Genomic DNA, 20,580 nt, shown 5'->3' with positions numbered 1-20,580 from the left:
TATGAATCACCCATACGCATGGGGGTTGGACGTAGGCTCTACCACGGTGAAGCTTGCCGTCCTGAATCCCTGGAACCAATTGATCTATCACCGTTATGAACGGCATTATTCCGATATCCGGACCACCGTATTCCGCCTCCTGTCCGAGGCGGCTGCTGAGTTTCCCGAACCTCCTCTCACTATCACAGTCACCGGCTCCGGCGGGATGGCCGTGTCGGAATGGCTGGAGCTTCCCTTCATTCAGGAGGTGATCGCCGGAACGGAGGCGGTGGAGCAGCTGATCCCCCATACCGACGTCGCCATCGAGCTGGGAGGCGAGGATGCGAAGCTGACCTTCTTCGAAGGAGGGCTCGAGCAGCGGATGAACGGCTCCTGCGCGGGCGGTACCGGCGCCTTCATCGACCAGATGTCCATTCTTCTGCAGACGGATGCCGCCGGCTTGAATGAACTGGCCCGCCGCCACCGGAACCTGTACCCCATTGCCTCCCGCTGCGGCGTATTCGCCAAGACGGATATCCAGCCGCTTCTGAACGAGGGCGTGTCCCGCGAGGATATTGCCGCCTCCGTGCTCCAGGCTGTTGTGAACCAGACGGTCGGGGGCCTGGCCTGCGGACGTACCATTAAGGGGAACGTGGCCTTCCTGGGGGGGCCCCTCTATTATCTGGAGGAGCTCCGGAACCGGTTCATCGAGACGCTGGCCCTGACTCCCGGCCAAGTGATCGTTCCCGCTCATTCCCAGCTGTATGTTGCCATGGGGGCGGCCTTGGCCTCCCGCCGGGAGCAGCCCATCGGGATGAAGGCTCTTACCGCCCGGCTGCCCCACCTGTTCGCCCCCTTATCGGAGGCAGCCGGACGCCTGGAGCCGCTGTTCGGCAGCGAAGAGGAGCTCCGCGACTTCCGCAGCCGGCATGGCAGCCGGACGGCCCGCCGAGAGCTTGCAGGCTTCTCGGGCCGGTGCTTCCTGGGCTTGGATGCCGGCTCCACCACCACCAAGGCCGCCTTGATCGACGAGGAGGGACGGCTCCTGTACTCCTCCTACGGCAGCAACGGCGGCAGTCCTCTCCAATCCGTGATCGGTGTGCTGAAGGAGCTGTACACCCGGCTTCCGGAAGGAGCCGTACTGGCGGGCAGCGCCGTGACCGGCTACGGGGAGGGGCTGATCCAGGCCGCCTTGTCCGTGGATGCCGGCGAGATCGAGACAGTGGCCCATTACCAGGCTGCGCGCTTCTTCCACCCGGACACGGACCTGATCCTCGATATCGGCGGCCAGGACATGAAGTGTCTGCGGATCCGGGACGGCTCTATCGACAGCATCATGCTGAACGAGGCCTGCTCCTCCGGCTGCGGCTCCTTCCTCGAGACCTTCGCCGAGTCCCTGAACCTGGAGATCGGAGCTTTTGCCGAAGCGGCTCTGACAGCTACCTCTCCCTTGGACCTGGGTTCCCGCTGTACGGTCTTCATGAACTCCAAGGTGAAGCAGGCCCAGAAGGAGGGCGCCTCCGTGGGAGATATCTCCGCCGGACTCTCCTATTCGGTGGTGAAGAACGCCCTCTACAAGGTCATCCAGATCCGCTCTCCGCAGGACTTGGGGAACCGGATCGTGGTACAGGGCGGCACCTTCCTGAATGACGCCGTGCTGCGCGCCTTCGAAAACATTACGGGCCGCACCCCCTTCCGCCCTGACATTGCCGGGATCATGGGCGCCTTCGGGGCGGCCCTGATCGCCCGGGACCGCTGCGCCGGCCAAGCGCGCAGCCGGTTGGCCAGACCCGCCGAGCTGGAGCGGTTCGGCATCACCTCCGCCGCCGAGCTGTGCAAGCTGTGCGGCAACCACTGCCTGCTGAACGTCCATTCCTTCCATGACGGACGCCGGTATGTGACCGGGAACCGCTGCGAACGGGGGGCCGGGGGAGGAATGCAGGAAGAGAAGGACCCGGTGCCCAATCTGTTCGACTACAAATACAAGCGTCTGTTCGGCTACCGTCCGCTGAGCCGGGAGCAGGCCGTCCGGGGCAGCGTCGGCATCCCGAGGGTGCTGAACGTGTATGAGAATTATCCCTTCTGGTTTACGTTCTTCACGGCACTGGGCTTCCGGGTGGAGCTCAGCCCCCGCTCCTCCCGGAAGCTCTACGAGCAGGGGCTGGACACCGTGGCCTCGGACACTGCCTGCTACCCGGCCAAGCTGGCCCACGGCCATATCAAGAGCCTGACGGAACGGGGCGTCCGGTTCATCTTCTATCCGTGCATTCCCTTCGAGCGCGAGGAGCGCCCGGAGGCCGATAACCATTACAACTGCCCGGTGGTCGCCTCCTATCCGGAGGTCATCGGCGCCAATCTGGATCCGCTGCGCTCCGGAGCGGTTCCGTTCCTGAACCCATACCTGCCCTATGACCATACCGGGAAGCTGGCGAACCGGCTGTTCGAGGAGCTGAAGCCCTACGGCGTGGGCCAAGACGAGGTCCGCCGGGCCGTTCTCGCCGCCCGCCAGGAGGAGCGGCGGGTCCAGCAGGAGCTTCGGGCCAAGGGCGAGGAGGTCCTGGAGCACCTGCGGCGCACGGGCCGAAGCGGCATCGTGCTGGCAGGCCGGCCCTATCACCTGGACCCGGAGATCCACCATGGGATCCCCGAGCTGCTGGCCGGCCTGGGCCTGGCGGTGCTGACCGAGGACGCCGTCGCCCACCTGGGCAGCCCCCCTCGCCCTCTGACCTACGTGGACCAGTGGATGTACCACTCCCGGCTCTATGCCGCAGCGGAGCTGGTGTCGCGGGAGCCGCATCTGGAGCTGGTCCAGCTGAACTCCTTCGGCTGCGGCATCGACGCGGTCACGACGGACCAGGTGCGGGAGCTTCTGCAGCGCGCCGGCCGGATGTACACGTCGCTGAAGATCGATGAAGGCAGCAATCTGGGCGCGGTCCGCATCCGGGTCCGCTCCCTGCTGGCGGCGATGGAGGAGCGGAAGCAGCGGTGTCTTCACGCCACAGCCTCGGGCGCATCGACCGTTCGGGAGACGGAGCCGGTCCGGCGCCCCTGGACGAAGGAGATGCAGGCTACCCACACGGTGCTGGTCCCGCAGATGTCCCCGATCCACTTCGAACTGATCGAGGAAGCGTTCCGGGCCACCGGGTGCCAGCTGGAGGTGGTGACCCGCTCCGACAAGCAGGTGGTGGACGCCGGGCTGCAGTACGTTAACAATGACGCCTGCTACCCCTCCATCCTCGTCGTCGGTCAGCTGGTAGCCGCCCTTCAATCCGGCCGGTACGACCTGGAGCGGACCTCCGTGATGATTACCCAGACCGGCGGCGGCTGCCGCGCCACCAACTACGCGGGCTTCCTGCGGAAGGCGCTCCGGGACGCCGGGCTGGGGCATGTGCCGGTCCTGACCCTGGGCTTCGGAACGAAGGATCCGACCCCGGGCTTCAAGCTGTCGGCCCGGCTGCTGCACCGGGGCATCATGGCCATCGCGCTGGGGGACCTGCTGATGAAGGTCCTCCACCGGACCCGGCCCTATGAGGCGGAGCCCGGCTCCGCCGAGCGGCTGTTCCGCCGGTGGATGGACCGGTGCCGGGACTCCGTCCGATCCGGACGGCTGCCGGCCTACCGCGCCGTCATCCGGGGGCTCGTCGCCGAGTTCGACGAGCTGGCGCTGCGGACGGAGGAGCGGAAGCCCCGGGTGGGCGTCGTCGGCGAGATCCTCGTCAAGTTCCATCCCCAAGCGAATAACGGGATCGTGAATTTTCTCGAGCGGGAGGGGGCGGAGGCGGTGGTTCCGGATCTGCTGGACTTCTTCCTCTACTGCATCTATGACGAGGGCTTCTACTTCCGGAAGCTGAACATCGGGAGGCGCCGGTATTGGATCCTTCAAGCCGTCACGGCCGTCATCGAAGGCTACCGCTCCGAGATCCGCAAGGTCCTCTCGGCGAGCCGCCGGTTCCATCCGCCGCTGACCATCAAGGAGCTGGCCGCCAAGGCCAAGGACATGGTTTCCCTGGGCAACCAATGCGGAGAAGGCTGGCTCCTGACCGCCGAGATGCTGGAGCTCCTGGAGAGCGGAGTCCATCACATCGCCTGCCTGCAGCCCTTCGCCTGCCTGCCCAATCATATTACGGGCCGGGGCATGTTCAAGGAGGTGAAACGCCGCTTCCCCCAAGCCAATCTGGCTGCCATCGACTACGATCCGGGGGCGGCGGAGGTGAATCAGCTGAACCGGCTGAAGCTGATGCTGGCGGCGGCTCTCCGCAAGCCGGCGAAGCCCGTCTTGGCACCGGCCGAGGAGGAGATCGCCGCAGCCGAGTCTGCGCTTGCATATATTCCCACCACTTGAACACCCTAAGGGCAGTCAGCATGATGCCCTAGGAGAGGTGGCGGACGCCCGTGGACAGTTGGTGGAGCTTGGGAAGCTTGCTTCCCGCAGAGACGTTGCTCCGATATGACGATGTGGAGGCCCTGATCTTTTACTTCCTGCTCTATTCCTTCGCCGGCTTGCTGCTGGAGAATACGTACAATGCCGCCCTCGGCGGCTCTTTCCGGAAGGCCAACTTCCTGCAAGGCCCCTATAAGCCCATGTACGGCATCGCCCCCGTTACACTCCTGCTCCTGACCGGACCGGAGACGGGCTTCTGGACCCGGGCGGTTCTCTGCCTGACGGTGCCCACGGTGGTGGAGTATCTCAGCGGTGTGATGCTGAAGGAGCTGTTCCACCGGACGTACTGGGACTACTCCCACTTCCGGCATCAGCTCCACGGCCACATCTGTGTGCCCTATTCGCTCTGCTGGCTGGGCCTGTGCCTGGTGTTTCTCTACGTCCTTCATCCCTACGCGGCTTCCTTCTACTACTGGCTGGAGCCGGTCTGGCACCGCGTCTGGCTCCTTCCCGCTTCGTGGTTCCTGGGGGATGCCGCTTACACTGTCGGCACCTCGCTCCGGCATCCGCCCGTTGCGGCGGAGTGAGGCCTTCAGCCGCAAAAATCAAAGCCGCCGCGGTATTCCCGCAGCGGCTTTCTTTTTACTTCACCCTATAGTAAACGACGGCTATCGCAATCAGAGAAGCGACGAAGAACCACATGGTACGGACCATCTCCCGCACCATAATCCGGTTCTCCAGCTCTTCCTTCTGCCGGTCGTATTCTTTGCGATCCAAGGTAAATCCCTCCTCCCCCACTGTCACACGTTGTGATAAGGGAGGACTTCGCCCACATACCTCGACTTGTACTTCAGAGGCTCGAGCATGAGATGCTTCCATTCAATCGGTATGGTAACGAGCAGCCTGATCTTCATGGCCGCCGGTACCGGGTCGAACAACTCCCGAACCTCGCCGGGAACGCCGTTCGCGAGAGGCTTAGGCCCCGTATGAGGCAGGGACGGCTTGTGATGCACCGCCGAGATGGCGTGGTCCTGCGCTTTGATCGTCAGATAATACCCGTGGGTCTGATCCGGATCCACCGTATGGACATTCGAGAGAAGCCCCCATGGAAGCATCAGGAGAAGAAACAGCAGCTGAATCGTCCCTTTTCGATTGCTCCAGGCTTGCCGCATCGTAAACCCTCTCCTCTCTCTTTACAACTCTTACGGCTTCACTCCTGCTAGTGAATGCTCTTCTTCTTGAACCGTCCGCCCTTGACATCATGGATGTTGCCCACCGCCAGGAAAGCCGCGGAATCAATCTCTTCTACGATGGTCTTCAGCTTCGCTTCCTCCAGCCGGTTGATGACGCAGAAGATGACCTTCTTGTCATCGCCGGTGAAGGCTCCTTCTCCGTTCAGGTACGTCACTCCGCGCCCCAGGCGGCTGATGATGGAGACGCCGATCTCCTTATGCTTGTCGCTGATGACCCAGACCGACTTGGACTCGTTGAAGCCCTCGATGGTGACGTCGATCATCTTGTAGGCAATGTAGTAGGCGATCAAGGAATACATCGCGTTGTTCCAGCCGAAGACGAAGCCGGCGCTGCCGAGGATGAAGACATTGAAGAACATGACCATCTCGCCCACCGAGAACGGAGACTTCTTCGTGAACAGTATGGCGATGATCTCCGTGCCGTCCAGCGAGCCGCCGGAGCGGATGACCAGACCCACCCCAATGCCAAGGATGATGCCGCCGAACACGGCCGCCAGGAGCGGATCGATGGTGATCGGGGGGACGGGATGCAGGAAGGTAGTGCCCACCGACATGACGAAGACGGAGAAGAGGGTGGACAGGGCGAAGGTCTTGCCGATCTGCTTATACCCGACGAACAGGAATGGCAGATTAAGAAGGAAGAGGAATGCGCCCAGCGGAAGATGGAACAGATGCGCCGCGATAATGGAGATGCCTACGATTCCCCCGTCGATGATGTTATTCGGCACGAGGAATATCTCCAGGCCGATGGAAACCAGGCTGGCTCCCAGCAGCATCATGATGGAGCGGAGGGCGAATTTCTTAGTCGTCAGCTTGCTGTGATGTGGCTGCTTCATCGCCCCCGGGCTCGGCATTACGTTGGCTTGAATGTTCATGTACTCTCCTCCTGATTCGATTTGGGATTCATCAGCTCGAATTCGAGCTTGATTTCCTTCACAACGAGCTCCAGAGCCGAGATCTGCCCTTGGATGAAATCGTGTTTATCTTCAAAGCCGTGCTTATCCAACTGCTCGGTAAGCACATTTTTGCGGAGCTCCAGGCGTGCCAGGTAATATTCCACTTTCGATTTACGGTAAGTCTCAGCCATCGGTATGCACCTCGAAGAGTAATGGTAGTTTCGTAACATTTAAGCTACGTTATAGTTATATTGTATACGTTTGTATACAATTAGTCAACTTTCATTTCCATTCCTAACAAAAAAACGCACACCCTTGGGTATGCGCTTATCGCTCTATTGGCCTAACCTTTCGCTTTCTCGGAGGTCTCCGCGTACTTCTTGAAGTTATCCATGAACGCCTGCCATCCGGCCTGCTGCATCTCGACGGGGTTCGACTCTTCCGCTTCGAAGGACTCGATGATCTTCGTTCCGTTCTCTTGGGGGAGGAAGGAAATATTCACCCTGCGCCCGTCGTCCAAGGTGTAGGCAATGGTATCGTTCAGCCTGACCTCGTCGTAGACACCGCCGAAGTCAAAGCCGAAGCTTCCGTCCTTGGCCTCCATCCGGGTGGTGAATCTTTCGCCGACCCTTAGGTCGTTCTCGGCGCGGGGCGCGTGCCAATCTTCGGATGCGAAGCTCCACTGCGTAATATGCTGCGGCTCCGTCCAATACTTCCAAACGTTGTCAACGGGAGCAAGAACGATTGTTTCGACCGTGATCGTGACCGGACTGTTGGTTCCCATTCATGAACCTCCTCGAGAGCTTCTTTAGAATAATTACTATATTAGTATAACAGAAAAACCTCTCCGTGTTTCTTCCCGACTGCTATTTTTTACCGAGAACCGAAATTCCATTCGAATTGATTTTATTCAACCTATATCGTATTATCGTAATATACAGATTAAACGAAAATTAAACGAGGTGTTCCTGATGGATCGCAATTTCAAGGTCTATAACCAAACGGCCGATATCTTGAAGGCCATTGCCCATCCCGTCCGGCTCTGTATCATCAAGGGCCTGCTTGAAAAAGGAAGCTGCAATGTCTCCCACATGCAGGAGTGTCTGGAGCTGCCGCAATCTACCGTATCCCAGCATCTGCAGAAGCTGCGCAGCCTGGGCATCGTGGAGACAGAGCGGCAGGGGCTCGAGATGATCTACTCGGTCAAGAATGAGAAGATCAAACAGCTGATCATCCTATTTTTGGGGGAGGAAGCCAGCCATGACTAAGAAGAAAGTCCTGATCGTCGGCGGTGTCGCCGGCGGCGCCTCCGCAGCAGCCCGTCTTCGGAGGCTGGATGAGGACGCTCATATCGTCATGTTCGAACGGGATCCGTACATTTCCTTTGCCAACTGCGGTCTTCCCTATTATATCGGGGGGTCTATCCAGGATCGCTCCAAGCTGCTGGTTCAGACGCCGGAGGCCATGCACAAGCGCTTTACTATCGATGTCCGCATCCACAGTGAGGTGGTGTCCGTCGACCCGGTGAACAAGAGGGTTCGGGTCCGCAGCCAGAATCGGGGAGTGTACGAAGAGAGCTATGACGCCCTTATTTTGTCTCCCGGCGCCAAGCCCATCCGCCCGAATTGGCCCGGTGTGGGGAGCTCCAAGATTCTCACGCTCCGGAACATCCCGGACACGGATAAGGTGAAGGCCAAGGTCGAGGAGGAGGGAACCCGTTCAGCCGTGGTCATCGGCGGCGGCTTCATCGGCGTGGAAATGGCGGAGAATCTGAAGGAGGCGGGCTTGGAGGTCACCTTGATCGAAGCCGGACCGCAGATTCTCGCTCCCTTCGATCCCGAGATGGCTTCCGTTCTGGCCAAGGAGCTGGAAGACAAGGGGATCGGAATGATCTTCTCGGATATGGTTCAGGGCTTCGAGGAGTCCGGGAGCCAGATTGCCGTGAAGCTGGCAAGTGGGAGGGTGCTTCGGAGCGAGATGGTCCTGCTGGCCGTCGGCGTCACGCCCGATACGGACTTCCTGAAGGACAGCGGCTTGGCGCTCGGCCCCCGCGGACATATTGAAGTGAATGAACGGATGGAGACGAACCTGCAGGATGTGTATGCCGTCGGCGATGCGGTTCAAGTGGTGGACTATGTCAACGGTCAGAAGACGGCCATCCCCCTCGCCGGCCCCGCCAACAAGCAGGGACGGATTGCCGCGGACAATGTGGCCGGACTGGCGACCACCTACAAGGGCTCCCAGGGCACGTCCATCATCAAGGTATTCGGCTTGACCGGCGCCGCCACCGGCAGCAGCGAGAAAACCCTGGCCCGGATGAACCTGCCGTACCACGTGATCCATGTCCATCCGAATAGCCATGCTTCCTACTATCCGGGGGCCACCCCCATCTCCCTGAAGCTTCTGTTCGATCCGCAGGGAGTCGTTCTGGGGGCTCAGGCCGTGGGCTATGACGGGGTGGATAAGCGGATCGACGATATCGCCACCGTCATTCGCTTCCGAGGGACCGTTACCGATCTGACCGAGCTGGAGTTGTCCTATGCGCCGCCCTACTCTTCGGCCAAGGATCCGGTGAACATGGCCGGCTATGCGGCGGAGAACGTCCTCGCGGGCAGAACCCGAGTCTTCGTCCCCTCCGATCTGGAGCAGCGCGATCCCGCCGCCACTCTGCTGGTGGACGTTCGCACGGCGATGGAGCATGCCAATGGCCATATTCCGGGGTCCCTCTCCATTCCCGTCGATGAGCTGCGGGACCGGTTGAGTGAGCTGGATCCGTCCCAGGAGATCTGGGTCTACTGCCAGGTCGGCCTGCGCGGCTACACCGCATCGAGAATATTGAGCCAAAAAGGCTTCCGGGTCCGGAATCTGACCGGCGGCTACAAGACCTATCTCATGAGCCGCTATCAACCGAAGCCCGCCTCTCCCTCCGCTCCATCCGGTCCCGCTCAGGAGATCGCGGCAGCCGTCGAAACGGCACCCGCTCCTGCGGCGATGGCCGATGCGGCGCTCCCGTCCGCAATGCCAGCGGCGCCTGATGCCGTTCTGGATGCCTGCGGCCTGTGCTGCCCTGGTCCGCTGATCCAAGTGAAGCAGCGCATGGACCAGCTGCTGAACGGCCAGGTGCTTCAAGTGACGGCTTCGGACCCCGGCTTCTATGAGGATATCCGGGCCTGGGCCCAGATGTCCCGCAACCGTCTGCTGAAGGTCACCAAGCTGCCTAACGGCATGATCGAGGCTTATCTGTGCAAGGGGGACGGTGCCGCTTCATCCGTGCCTGCAGCCCTTCCTTCCGCCTCCCATCAAGCCAGCACGATGGTAGTCTTCAGCGGCGACCTGGACCGGGCCATCGCTTCCTTCATCATCGCCAACGGAGCGGCGGCAAGCGGGAAGAAGGTCACCATGTTCTTCACCTTCTGGGGGCTGAACATCATACGGAAGCCCGGGCGGGTTCCCGTCCGGAAATCGATCATCGGCCGCATGTTCGGCGCCATGATGCCCCGGGGTAGCCGGAGGCTGGCCTTGTCCCAGATGAATATGATGGGCATGGGTCCCCGGATCATCCGGGGGCTGATGAAGAGCAAGAATGTCTCCTCCTTGGAGGAGCTGATCCGAACGGCTCTTGATCAAGGCGTGGAGATCGTAGCCTGCCAGATGTCGATGGATCTGATGGGGATCACCCGAGAGGAATTGATCGACGGAGTGGGCATCGGCGGGGTCGGGTATTACCTCGGCCGAGCGGATGGATCCGGTCATAACTTGTTTATTTAAACGTTAGAGGATGGAAGGGGACCCCTATGATGAATCCCAATACACCCATATGGCGCGACATGTCAGCCGGTTCGCCTGCCCTGATTGCGGCGGGTTATCGCCATTCCGTCGGGCTCCAGTCCGACGGTACGGTAACGGCTGCGGGGGATAACCGATACGGCTCTTGTGATGTCGGCGGCTGGCGTGATATCGTGGCGGTTGCAGCAGGGAACGCCCATACGGGCAATTCCCACACGGTGGGGCTCAAGTCGGACGGCACCGTAGTTGCAGTGGGCTGGAATAAGCATCACCAATGCGAGGTGAGCGGCTGGCACGACATGGTGGCTATTGCAGCAGGCTGGCGCCGGACCGTCGGCCTTCGGTCGGATGGCACAGTGGCTGCAGTAGGCCGGAATCACGAAGGTGAATGCGAGGTAAGCGGGTGGCATGATATCGTAGCGCTGGCGGCAGGGGATTGGCATACCGTCGGGCTGCAATCGGACGGTACGGTGACGGCTGTGGGCAATAACCGGTATGGCCAATGCCGTATCGGGGATTGGTCCAGCATCACGGCGGTTGCGGCCGGTTACCTCCACACCGTCGGTCTCCGATCAGACGGCACGGTGGTTGCGGCCGGTTGGAATAAACGCAGAGCTTGCGAGGTGAGCGGCTGGCGCGGTATCGTGGCAATTGCGGCAGGCAGCAATCATACCGTCGGCCTACGATCGGACGGTACGGTGGACGCCGCAGGCTGGAATGAGCACGGCCAATGCCGTGTGGAGGGCTGGCGCGATATCGTGGCGGTTGTGGCAGGCTGCGCGCATACCATCGGGCTGCAATCGGACGGCACGGTGATTGCTGTCGGCCATAACCAATCGGGACAATGCGAGGTAGGCGGCTGGCAAGGCATCCGATTGCCCGGCAGATCGAACGGGTGAGCATTTTCACTTGTGACGCATATCATTTCCAAATTCATCCATTGTACTTAGACTCTGGGTTAGTACGATTTCTAACCCTGGAGGTTTTGTGAACATGGAGCGTATCCGTATTATCGAGATCCCGCCTCTCAAAGTCGTGAATTCGGGAAATCTATCCTCTATGGAGGTCTTCGAAGCGTTCGACCGATGGTGGTCGTCTATTGATGTTAAGATCTACATTACACCCCGCGACTTTATGTGGTATAACGACAAGAAAGGGTACTGGGAATGGTTCTTTGCGCTGCCGGAGGGACATCAAGATAGTGGCGGATACGAAGTGGTCGATTTCCCTGGGGGATTGTATGCTGTTGCCACTTCCAAGGATGCAGATGAAGCGGCTCTGAACGAAACAAAAGCAGCCCTATTCTCATGGATCGAGACAAGTGGCTGCTTTGCATTATCCACAAGCGAGAATGATTCTGCGGAACGTTACGTGATGGCCCATGTCATTACACCCAAGGTGTTCAAGGAGAAAATGGGCTATCATCTGTCGGATATCTTCGTGCCGATTGTGGTGAAGTAACAACCGGTATACGATTAGGATGCCTCCTTGATGTCCGGGAATGGATCAGGGAGGCTGTTCCAGTCTCCATGAAGCTCCTCTTCGGTCAACAAGCATTCGTCCAGCATCCTGACGATCTCCATACGGTCCATGTCCATCCCGATAAACACCACTCGCGTGCACCGGTCCCCATATTGCGGATGCCAGCTCTCCCGAAGCTCCGGGTCCTCCTCCAGCATCACCTTAAGCTCTTCCTTCGGTGCAGCAGCCGCCCAATAGCCAGCTGGACCGAACATGATCGAAGGGCCTGCTTGGCTGAAGCTCTGCGCCATCTCGTTGCGGGTGGCCAGCCACACCATACCCTTGGCCCGAACGATCTCAGCCGGCCAATCCTGCATCCAACCCATAAGCCTGCCGGGATGAAACGGCTTGATACGTTCATACACGAAAGAGGAGATGCCGTACTCCTCCGTCTCCGGTACATGCTCCGTCGATTCCAGCTCTTGCATCCAGCCGGCGGAACGGCTCGCTTCATCGAAGTCGAAACGGCCGGTATTCAGAATTTCTGCCGGGTCAACCTGGCCCTTGGAGGTTCGAATCAGCTTCGCCCGAGGCTGAAGCTTGCGCAATACACCTTCCAACTGGGTCAGTTCCTTCTCCTCAACCAGGTCGCACTTGTTCAATAGAAGCACATCACAGAACTCAATCTGATCCACCAACAGATCCACCACGTCACGCGTATCGGCCGTATCAACTGCTTGGCTGCGCTCCAAGAGGGTCTCTCCAGAGGTATAGTCATGCCAAAAGCGGTAGGCGTCCACCACCGTCACCATAGTGTCAAGCCTGCAATACCTCGACAGATCTATACCTAGCTCCTCATCAACGTAGGTAAAAGTTTGGGCGACCGGTATGGGCTCCCCCACCCCTGTGGATTCGATCAGGATGTAGTCGAACCGGTTTTCCTGCACCAGACGCTCCACTTCCTTCAGAAGATCCTCCCGGAGCGTGCAGCAGATGCAGCCATTGGAGAGCTCCACCAATTTCTCGTCCGTCCGGGATAATCCGCCCCCACCTTGTATCAAGGCCGCGTCGATATTCACTTCGCTCAAGTCATTCACGATAACCGCCACCTTCAAGCCGTTTCGGTTATGTAAGACATGGTTCATAACGGTCGTTTTGCCGGAGCCTAGGTATCCGCATAATACGGTTACCGGGATTCGGGAATTCGCAGCATCCATACAGCTTAAGCCTCCTCTATTGGTTAACCTCTATCCTTATTCGTAATAATTACGTTTAACCTATATTAGGACATTCCATTATTCCTGTCAATCTCCCCTGAACGCAGGAATTTGACTATCCCTTCCAAATCCTTTATTATCGTAATAGTTACGATTACTATTAAGGATGGTGCCATTATGTCATTGAACCCACCGAATGACTCCCGAATTCCGGTCACGGTATTGACTGGCTTCCTGGGCGCGGGCAAGACCACCCTGCTCAATCATGTGCTGACTGCGGATCACGGGCAGAAGATCGCGGTCATCGTCAATGAGTTCGGTGAAGTGGGAATTGATAACCAGTTGGTAGTAGGCGCTGATGAGGAAATATTCGAGATGAACAACGGGTGTATCTGCTGCACGGTTCGCGGGGATTTGATCCGGATCCTGGGTGAATTGATGGAAGCCAAGCGCGGTATCGGAGACCGCAAGGTGGATTTCGACCGCATTCTGATCGAAACGACAGGCTTAGCCGATCCTGGTCCCGTAGCGCAGACCTTCTTCGTCGATGAGGAGATGGCGGAATACTACCAATTGGATGCGATCGTTACCGTTGTGGATGCAAGGCACATCAGCCAGCACCTGGATGAGGGCCATGAAGCCCAAGAGCAGGTCGCCTTCGCCGATGTCATCCTGCTGAACAAGACGGATCTCGTCGACGAGTCCGAGCTGGTCTCGCTGGAAGCCCGCCTTAAGGCCATGAACGGAGCGGCCAAGCTGTACCGCACCTGCCGATCGCAGATTGATCTCAACCGAATCTTGGGTATTCAAGCCTTCGATCTATCCAAGAAGCTGGAGATCGAGCCTGATTTCCTCGAAGAAGAGCATCATGATCATGACGACCAGGTAACATCGTTCGCCTTGGTTGAGGAGCGGCCTCTGGAGCTGGACAAGCTGGAGCGATTCCTTGGGGTTTGGCTTTCCGAGCATGGCGAGGATACCTTCCGTTACAAAGGCGTTCTGAATATCAGAGGGGTCCGCGAACGCGTCGTATTCCAGGGAATCCACATGCTGTTCGATTCTACGCCGGATCGTCCATGGAGAGAGGATGAAGCCCGCCGCAGTGAGTTTGTTGTGATTGGAAGAAACCTGAACGAGGAATGGTTCCGGGAGCAGTTCGCTCTCTGTGCTGCCGGAGCGTAGAACCGCCGCGGTATGTATCCCGTTGTAGGATGAGGTCAGCCAGGATTTGCTGGTTGACCTCTTTTCGTTTTGCTGAAAAGAGGGGATTTTTTCTAGATGTTGAATTTGTTAGTTAGGAAATTTTCGTATTTCGCAACACAGGACAGGTCAAACACTCCTTATAAGGATTACCATTAGAGGTGTTATGAGAACCAATACCAAGACGGATTGGCATCGTAGGGTGGAAGAAGCGATCCTTCGGATTTTGAATACCTTGGATGAACCCTTGCATTTTCGGCAGATTTCCAGAGAAGTCCACTCGTCGCCCTATCATTTCCACCGTAAGTTTCGCGAGCTTACTGGCGAGAATGTACATGAGTGCCTGAAGAGACTCCGTATGGAAAGAGCCATGCATGTGCTGCGGCATTCTGATGTTGATATCACCACACTTGCATTGGACTCCGGATATGAGACACCAGAATCGTTCACCAAGGCGTTTAAACGCATTTATGGTCTGACTCCTACAGATGCCAGGAGGCTTCCAAGCTGGAATGGGTGCATATACTCTTCCGTTGGCCTACATTACAGCGAGAAGCAAAAATCACATTGGTTCTACCTCAATCCAGAAGGAGTGGATCCATTGGAAACCAAGATTATTGCTTTTGCCCCGAAACGAGTGGTTGGCGTTCAGAACATCGGTGACTATTGGGGCTTGCCTCATGCATGGGAGAAGTTCCATAAGATCCTTGGACAACATGGGCTGTATCCCCATGCCAAGGAGTGGATGTCGGTATTCCCCGACCATTCCCCCGAAATCCCAATGAAAGACAAACGATCATTTGCTGCCGTTGTAGTCGATTCCGATTTCGACAACAACTTCGATCTCCAGGAAACGATCATTCCGGACGGATTATATGCCGTGACCGTCCACTTTGGTTCTTCCGAAGAAATTGGCCCTACTTGGGATCGTTGGGTTCAAGAATGGCTTCCGGATAGCGGGTGGAGAGCCGATCCATCCAGACCGAACTATGAATGGTATCAAAATCGATGTGTCCCCCCCGAATTAACATTGACCTTCCTCTGCACCCCTGTAGTGAAGATGGAAGATTAGACCTCCAGGCCCCTCAACTAACAGTTGGAGGGGTTTTGGATTTTACCCTCCTTCCGTTGATGGTTCTTCATAAGCTTGCAATCTATAATAAGGGTAACGACGTCGTAATCGGAATCCAGGGGATGAACACATGATTTGCACCGAAAAAGTAGGAAAGCGAATAGCGAATCTTCGCAAAGAAAAAGAGCTGTCCCAAGAGCAGCTAGCCGAACAATTAAACGTCAGCTCGCAGGCCGTGTCCAAGTGGGAAACAGGGAAGTCTCTTCCCGATACCTCGACCCTTCCTCTTCTCGCTAAAGTCTTGGGACATACCATCGACAGCCTGCTGCTGCCTCAGGAGTTATTCGTCCTGAAGGCTATATACACGGACGGCGTAGACCATCATGATATCACGGCTTATATGAATCAGATCATCGTTGGCAACCGCCTGGTGCTGCATTTGAGTGAGCAGTCCGTTCCGGTTACGATTCCCAATGACCGAATAAAGGTGCTCTTGCTCAAGTATGAGACACCTTCGGGCGTTTACTACACCTATGTCCCTGCGGGCAGCTCGCTCACTCTTGACGCCGCTTCAACCGGCTACAAGACCGTTCCGGGCGGTTTAAACATTGTATTCGCTAGGTATGGCAACCACTTGAACCATCTCGATGTGCTTCGTAAGCTGGAGCATTACAGCTTCTTTCAATGGAAGCAGTTTACGATTGACCATGAGCGGTTTCCCAGCCTGATCCATAATGAAGGACCGGACTACCTTCTTCTTGTATATGTCAATTCAACCGGTATCCATGTGGTAAGCGGCCTTGAGGGGGAACAGGTTCATTATTCATCCGATCGCTCTGAGCTATCGGTCAGCAGTCTCAAGCATGAATCCTATATCGTGGAGCAAGTCCCCAACCTGCAATTCGGCAAGGGGATGGATTGTTCCTGGGCAGGCGCCTTCTATATGTCCCTCCGCACGATGGGCATTCAAACCACCTATGAAGAGGTGATGGGCGTCTCGGGAGCATGTTGGCGAATGGCTTTTGCACCAGTGTGGGATTACAGCTCCGTTGATGGCCTAGTCGTCTATGACCATGCGAGTCCAGCGTTTAAAGCCTATGGCTACCATCCCATCTGGGCGGATCGAATCAGCCGCGAGGAGCGCAGCTTGGTGGAGCAGGGTATCATGGATAGCATCCGCAAACACCAGCTTCCCATCGCCATTAATCTTAGAGTTGCTCCTGAATGGGGCGTCATGACGGGGTATCTCGAGAATGGCAACCGGTTGTTATGCCGGTCCTACTTCGACGAGGAAACCTTCGAGGGCTTGAGAGATGACGCCGATTTTCAAGAAGATATGAAAGCGACCAAGGGCTATCTATACGTAGACAACTGGCCCTTCGCCATCGTACGCTTCGGGGAACCGACAGCCCCTCCGTCAGCAGCCGAAAGCCTGCTTGTTTCACTGAAGATCAAAGTAGAATCCATGAGTATGCTGGAATCTCGAGGCTATAAGATGGGTTATGAGGCGTTGAAGACGTGGAGGGAAGGCTTGCTGGATGAAGGCTGGTACCAGACTGCGGACGGTGAAAGCTATGCACGAAGACTAGGGGTCAACCACTTCTGTATGATGTCCTTATTGGATGCCCGCAGGTCTGCTGCTGTGTATTTGAAAGCTTCACATCGGCTGCTTCAAGGACATAGAGAAGTTGCTCTGCTGGAAGAGATGGCAGAGCTCTATGAACAGATCTATCAAGAGATTGAACGGGTCTACCAGGAGCTTCCGAGCCCTACATCCACCGAAGGAGTGGCTACGTACAAGACCTGGACACATCAGCATAGAGAGAACCAAGCCGATATGCTGCAGACCTTGATCTCCCTCGAACGTAAGAGCGATGAGCTGGCCCAGCAGATTCTGACCATTGTTGCTCTCTAGTTAAGTGGTTAAGATGGCCACTTGAAATGCAGTAAGCCCGGCCTTGGATAAGGCCGGGTCTATAATAAAGTGATATCAGATCGTCGCATTACCGTTTAGCGTTAGTTGAATGACCTGACTCCAAAATTTGAATGAGTTGGTTCAATTCAGCTCCATAGATCATGGCGAACTTAACCTGAACATAATCCGCAATGACTGCGGAGGAATCATTCTTAATGATCCATAACTCATAATTCGTAATTCTCAGCTCATCCCCTTTACGTTCTAACCAGAATGTGTAGTCAGAGTCACCAACCGTATCGATTTGCCTATCCTGCCATTTAAGCCCCCCTGTAATTTCGTTTATCTGGTTCATTTGATGAATATCCGTGATCTTGTAGAAATCAATACCCGGTTTTTCAGTCCTATTGGCTACTTTTATCCACTCGGAAGATTGTTCGTCTTTTGAACATGCACTCAACAGAAACACCAGGAGCAGCACAAAGACAGGCTTTCTTTTTTTCATATTCCCTCCCTAACAGCACCCTTATTCTTCCATATAATTGACGTATGGAGATCTTTTTTTGTTACGTCAGGTTGCGAATTTCACCTCCGGAAAGTGGCTATCCGGACCTTTCAATAAGATTCCGCCTTTATTTTTCAGATACTTATCGAAGAAATCCAGCATATAGGCATTGATCACGGAGCTCGCTCTTTCGGGCGCCATCTTGCCTGTAATACCCAGCATGTTGAAGATCGGAGAAATGAACTGTACGTCTGCAAAATTCATGTGCTCGGTATGTTCGATATAGAGGACTTGCCCCCCTTCCTCGACCGTTTCGCGCATCCGTTTAAGCTCCAGCCTTTTATCTTCCGCTACTTGATCCTCCCACTCTCTTGTCGAGCCCATCCAAATAAGCTCTGCATCCGTGTAGACCCGGTTATCCATCACCCTTTTTAATTGTTCGAAATAGCTTTCCGAGTGGATGAACAAAAATGGCTTCCTCAGATTCTCTCGGTCACGCAGACGATAAAGCCCTCCATCAAGGTCTATTCCAGCCGCGATTCGCGGATCGTAAGAAGCGTCATAGGCCGTCGCTCCGCCGATGGAATGACCGAACACCCCGACATGACCGAGATCCATCCTCCCATTGAGATGACTGGGAATCTGCCCCGATTGGATAAGCTCGAATTGGTCCAGCACAAACGCCACATCGTCGGTTAGCACTTTTCCCAGCTTGTCGCGAGCTGCTCTACTCGCCCGGTAATCTTGGTCAGGCGAGAATAAATCGTTGGTTGTGCTGGTCGTGATTCGCCCGTCCGGAAACTTGGTTCCGAATGTGTTGTAGGTATGGTCGATCACAGCCACGATATAGCCGTGACTTGCGAGATTTTCGGCCTGCGACGTGTGAAGGAACCTGGAGGAGCCGTTGCCGGGATTCGCAAGGATCAGCGGGTATGAGGTCTGTACCGAAGAGACTTCGGCCCCCGAATAAGCATGACTGGATACGTACTTCAGGTGTTGAAAAGTAAATTCGGGAAGGCCATACTCCGCGGCCATATAACGTAAAATCGGGGGATCGGGAACAAAGGGAGCATGCTTACCGGTACCAGCTTGGGCCGGATACCATACCTGAACCATCAATTCTCTCTTGCCCTCTCCGGCGTCGTCGAACATTTCTTCCCTATTTGTATCCACGAGATGAAACGTTTGCGTCCCTACCTTATATTCGCCTGCCGGTTCAGGTAGTTCGAATACCGGAAAAGCATACATGAGCCCCGCTGTTGCCACCAGCATGATCGCTATAGCGGTATAAGCTGAACCCAATAGGAATCGCGGGATTTTTCGGGGGCTGTTTTTTTTGAAATAACGATACCCTGAAACGGATAAAAAAAGGATCGATATGCAATAGAGGAACAACAGTTGAACTCTGTATCCTTCCACCACCCCATGAATAACAAGTACAAGCATGGCGATCCCGCTAGCAACGAGGATCGGAACTCTACGCCGTCCTTTTTGTAATAGAACGGTTAATGAAAGCAAGCCGATGGTTGACAAGTAAAGCAGCAGTTCAAACAGCCTCATCTTGATTCTCCTTTAATTCATCTCAATTATTTGTCCAACTCTCCTTTGCTACTGGTATTAAGACGGTTTCGGAATCCCAAATGTATCAACTACGTTCCTGATGGCTACAAAAATGCAGTAAACCCGGCCTGTGATATGGCCGGGTCGAAAATGAAGCTGTTTAAACATTGCGCTAAGGAAGGCCGCATGAATTATTGTTGCTTCACAAATACACCATATTCGGTAACCAGCTGTTTAGTACGCGGGTTAATCGCCTTTTCGTCATGAGCTACTTCACTCGAGTGCACCTTGGGGGCCTCCGATGTCCGTATAAACTCACCAAATTCCGTAATAATTCGTTCAGTCGAAAGCTTCGTTTGTAGAGCTTCTTCTGAACTAATTTTTTGTTGGGAAGTGACCGAGGCCGAAAAAGATTAGCATGATTGCCACGGCGGCCCAATAAGTCAGCCCCAGCACCTGCAGGTAGGCGCAGGGATCCACAACCACGGTGATACACGAGCTGGCTGCCTTCATACATGCCGAACGCAAGGATTAAGCCATTTGAATTGTGGCTTCATATGGCTCCATCGAAATATTCGTAGTTGACACGATGCCCTCCGGCTCCGGCCGGGGGGGGGCGCATATCAGCAAAAAAGTACAGCATATGGATTATTGTGATGTTGTGGGTAGCCGTGTAGTATTATGGTACTTTAAGGAAGTGAGGATGCGGTTCAAGTATGAGACGAGGAATAGTAATAATTGTTTTCGCTATAGCTCTTATGGTGATCTCTGGATGCCGAGAAGCAAATAGGACGATATCACTATCAAATACAGTAGGTGAACAAATCCTTTCGTGGAAGGAATACAAGAATGACGAGGTAAAAGTTAAGTACCCAGAAAATTGGGTGTTTGTGGACCCAGCTACTGAGGATATGCCTAAACAACATATGGCTGGGTTTTATGATAATGATAGTGAAACTGTGGAAGGCACTTTTTCAACTTTTGTTGTTGTTGCAAAGTTCGAATATGATTATTTCGTTTCATCAGCGGATGAATTGGCTTTGAGATACTTAAAAATATATAAAAGCTCCGCTTCTGAGTTTAAGACCTACAAGCAAAAAGCCTTTGAATTTTTGAAGCCAGAAGATGTAGGCTCTGGAAGTGATCAAAAACCGGGACTGCTGACGGCATCCTTTTTTGATGGTCGAGATGGAAACAAGTATATTCAAAATCTGCTTATTGTACCACAGGGTAAGGATGTTTATATCTTATCAACTCTAGCGTTGGAATCAGACTACGCTAAGCTCGAGCCGATATTTCATTCAATGATGAGCACCTTTAAACTGCGTGTTATGCCTGAGAATGCATAGTATAAA

General features: G+C 55.6%; 18 protein-coding genes. 10 read left to right on the top strand and 8 right to left on the bottom strand.

Going from position 1 to position 20,580, the window contains the following annotated elements:
- Window position 1: 1 nt before the first annotated feature.
- Window positions 2–4,321, top strand: a complete 4,320-nt coding sequence (locus ACSEXW_RS25925) for an acyl-CoA dehydratase activase-related protein (protein ID WP_438449089.1) — start codon at window positions 2–4, stop codon at window positions 4,319–4,321.
- A 50-nt stretch (window positions 4,322–4,371) separates the two neighbouring features.
- A complete protein-coding gene (locus ACSEXW_RS25920) occupies window positions 4,372–4,947 on the top strand; it encodes a putative ABC transporter permease (protein ID WP_438449088.1) in 576 nt (191 codons plus the stop codon).
- Window positions 4,948–5,002: 55 nt separating this feature from the next.
- Here the strand turns inward: ACSEXW_RS25920 and ACSEXW_RS25915 are convergent, their stop codons facing one another.
- From ACSEXW_RS25915 to ACSEXW_RS25895, 5 genes are all read right to left on the bottom strand, one after another.
- Window positions 5,003–5,137 carry a hypothetical protein gene (locus tag ACSEXW_RS25915; RefSeq protein ID WP_438449087.1) on the bottom strand — a complete coding sequence of 45 codons (135 nt, stop codon included), beginning with the start codon at window positions 5,135–5,137 and terminating at the stop codon, window positions 5,003–5,005.
- A gap of 23 nt (window positions 5,138–5,160) precedes the next feature.
- Window positions 5,161–5,532: a hypothetical protein gene (locus ACSEXW_RS25910; RefSeq protein ID WP_438449086.1), complete on the bottom strand. Its 372-nt coding sequence runs from the start codon at window positions 5,530–5,532 to the stop codon at window positions 5,161–5,163.
- 47 nt (window positions 5,533–5,579) lie between these two features.
- Window positions 5,580–6,449, bottom strand: coding sequence for a YitT family protein (locus ACSEXW_RS25905; RefSeq protein ID WP_438449104.1), 870 nt, complete (start codon window positions 6,447–6,449; stop codon window positions 5,580–5,582).
- 35 nt (window positions 6,450–6,484) lie between these two features.
- Window positions 6,485–6,700 (bottom strand): hypothetical protein, encoded by a 216-nt coding sequence (locus ACSEXW_RS25900; RefSeq protein WP_438449085.1) that lies wholly within the window; start codon window positions 6,698–6,700, stop codon window positions 6,485–6,487.
- 152 nt (window positions 6,701–6,852) lie between these two features.
- Complete coding sequence (locus ACSEXW_RS25895; RefSeq protein WP_438449084.1) at window positions 6,853–7,293, bottom strand: SRPBCC family protein; 441 nt, start codon at window positions 7,291–7,293, stop codon at window positions 6,853–6,855.
- Window positions 7,294–7,480: 187 nt separating this feature from the next.
- Between ACSEXW_RS25895 and ACSEXW_RS25890 the strand changes: the two genes are divergently transcribed.
- From ACSEXW_RS25890 to ACSEXW_RS25875, 4 genes are all read left to right on the top strand, one after another.
- A complete protein-coding gene (locus tag ACSEXW_RS25890; RefSeq protein ID WP_438449083.1) occupies window positions 7,481–7,777 on the top strand; it encodes an ArsR/SmtB family transcription factor in 297 nt (98 codons plus the stop codon).
- Window positions 7,770–10,277 carry an FAD-dependent oxidoreductase gene (locus ACSEXW_RS25885; RefSeq protein ID WP_438449082.1) on the top strand — a complete coding sequence of 836 codons (2,508 nt, stop codon included), beginning with the start codon at window positions 7,770–7,772 and terminating at the stop codon, window positions 10,275–10,277. The genes ACSEXW_RS25890 and ACSEXW_RS25885 overlap by 8 nt, the downstream gene beginning before the upstream one ends.
- Before the next feature lie 26 nt (window positions 10,278–10,303).
- Window positions 10,304–11,194, top strand: a complete 891-nt coding sequence (locus ACSEXW_RS25880) for an RCC1 domain-containing protein (protein WP_438449081.1) — start codon at window positions 10,304–10,306, stop codon at window positions 11,192–11,194.
- A 94-nt stretch (window positions 11,195–11,288) separates the two neighbouring features.
- Complete coding sequence (locus ACSEXW_RS25875) at window positions 11,289–11,756, top strand: GyrI-like domain-containing protein (RefSeq protein ID WP_438449080.1); 468 nt, start codon at window positions 11,289–11,291, stop codon at window positions 11,754–11,756.
- A gap of 14 nt (window positions 11,757–11,770) precedes the next feature.
- On the opposite strand, the gene ACSEXW_RS25870 is transcribed toward ACSEXW_RS25875, so the two are convergent.
- Complete coding sequence (locus tag ACSEXW_RS25870; RefSeq protein ID WP_438449079.1) at window positions 11,771–12,973, bottom strand: GTP-binding protein; 1,203 nt, start codon at window positions 12,971–12,973, stop codon at window positions 11,771–11,773.
- A gap of 177 nt (window positions 12,974–13,150) precedes the next feature.
- Between ACSEXW_RS25870 and ACSEXW_RS25865 the strand changes: the two genes are divergently transcribed.
- From ACSEXW_RS25865 to ACSEXW_RS25855, 3 genes are all read left to right on the top strand, one after another.
- Window positions 13,151–14,155, top strand: a complete 1,005-nt coding sequence (locus ACSEXW_RS25865; protein WP_438449078.1) for a CobW family GTP-binding protein — start codon at window positions 13,151–13,153, stop codon at window positions 14,153–14,155.
- Window positions 14,156–14,339: 184 nt separating this feature from the next.
- Window positions 14,340–15,245 carry an AraC family transcriptional regulator gene (locus tag ACSEXW_RS25860; protein ID WP_438449077.1) on the top strand — a complete coding sequence of 302 codons (906 nt, stop codon included), beginning with the start codon at window positions 14,340–14,342 and terminating at the stop codon, window positions 15,243–15,245.
- 130 nt (window positions 15,246–15,375) lie between these two features.
- Window positions 15,376–17,160 (top strand): helix-turn-helix domain-containing protein, encoded by a 1,785-nt coding sequence (locus tag ACSEXW_RS25855; protein ID WP_438449076.1) that lies wholly within the window; start codon window positions 15,376–15,378, stop codon window positions 17,158–17,160.
- An 88-nt stretch (window positions 17,161–17,248) separates the two neighbouring features.
- Here ACSEXW_RS25855 and ACSEXW_RS25850 read toward each other — a convergent pair whose 3' ends face one another.
- Together ACSEXW_RS25850 and ACSEXW_RS25845 are read right to left on the bottom strand one after the other, a co-directional pair.
- The gene (locus tag ACSEXW_RS25850; RefSeq protein ID WP_438449075.1) at window positions 17,249–17,665 is read right to left on the bottom strand and encodes a hypothetical protein; all 417 of its coding nucleotides are present in this window, start codon (window positions 17,663–17,665) and stop codon (window positions 17,249–17,251) included.
- 66 nt (window positions 17,666–17,731) lie between these two features.
- Window positions 17,732–19,225 (bottom strand): alpha/beta hydrolase family protein, encoded by a 1,494-nt coding sequence (locus tag ACSEXW_RS25845; protein WP_438449074.1) that lies wholly within the window; start codon window positions 19,223–19,225, stop codon window positions 17,732–17,734.
- A gap of 716 nt (window positions 19,226–19,941) precedes the next feature.
- Between ACSEXW_RS25845 and ACSEXW_RS25840 the strand changes: the two genes are divergently transcribed.
- Complete coding sequence (locus ACSEXW_RS25840; RefSeq protein WP_438449073.1) at window positions 19,942–20,574, top strand: hypothetical protein; 633 nt, start codon at window positions 19,942–19,944, stop codon at window positions 20,572–20,574.
- Window positions 20,575–20,580: the final 6 nt, after the last annotated feature.

Source organism: Oryzibacillus soli (assembly GCF_051594765.1).
GTDB lineage: Bacteria > Bacillota > Bacilli > Paenibacillales > NBRC-103111 > Paenibacillus_AR.
This window is presented reverse-complemented; position numbering and strand designations above follow the sequence as displayed.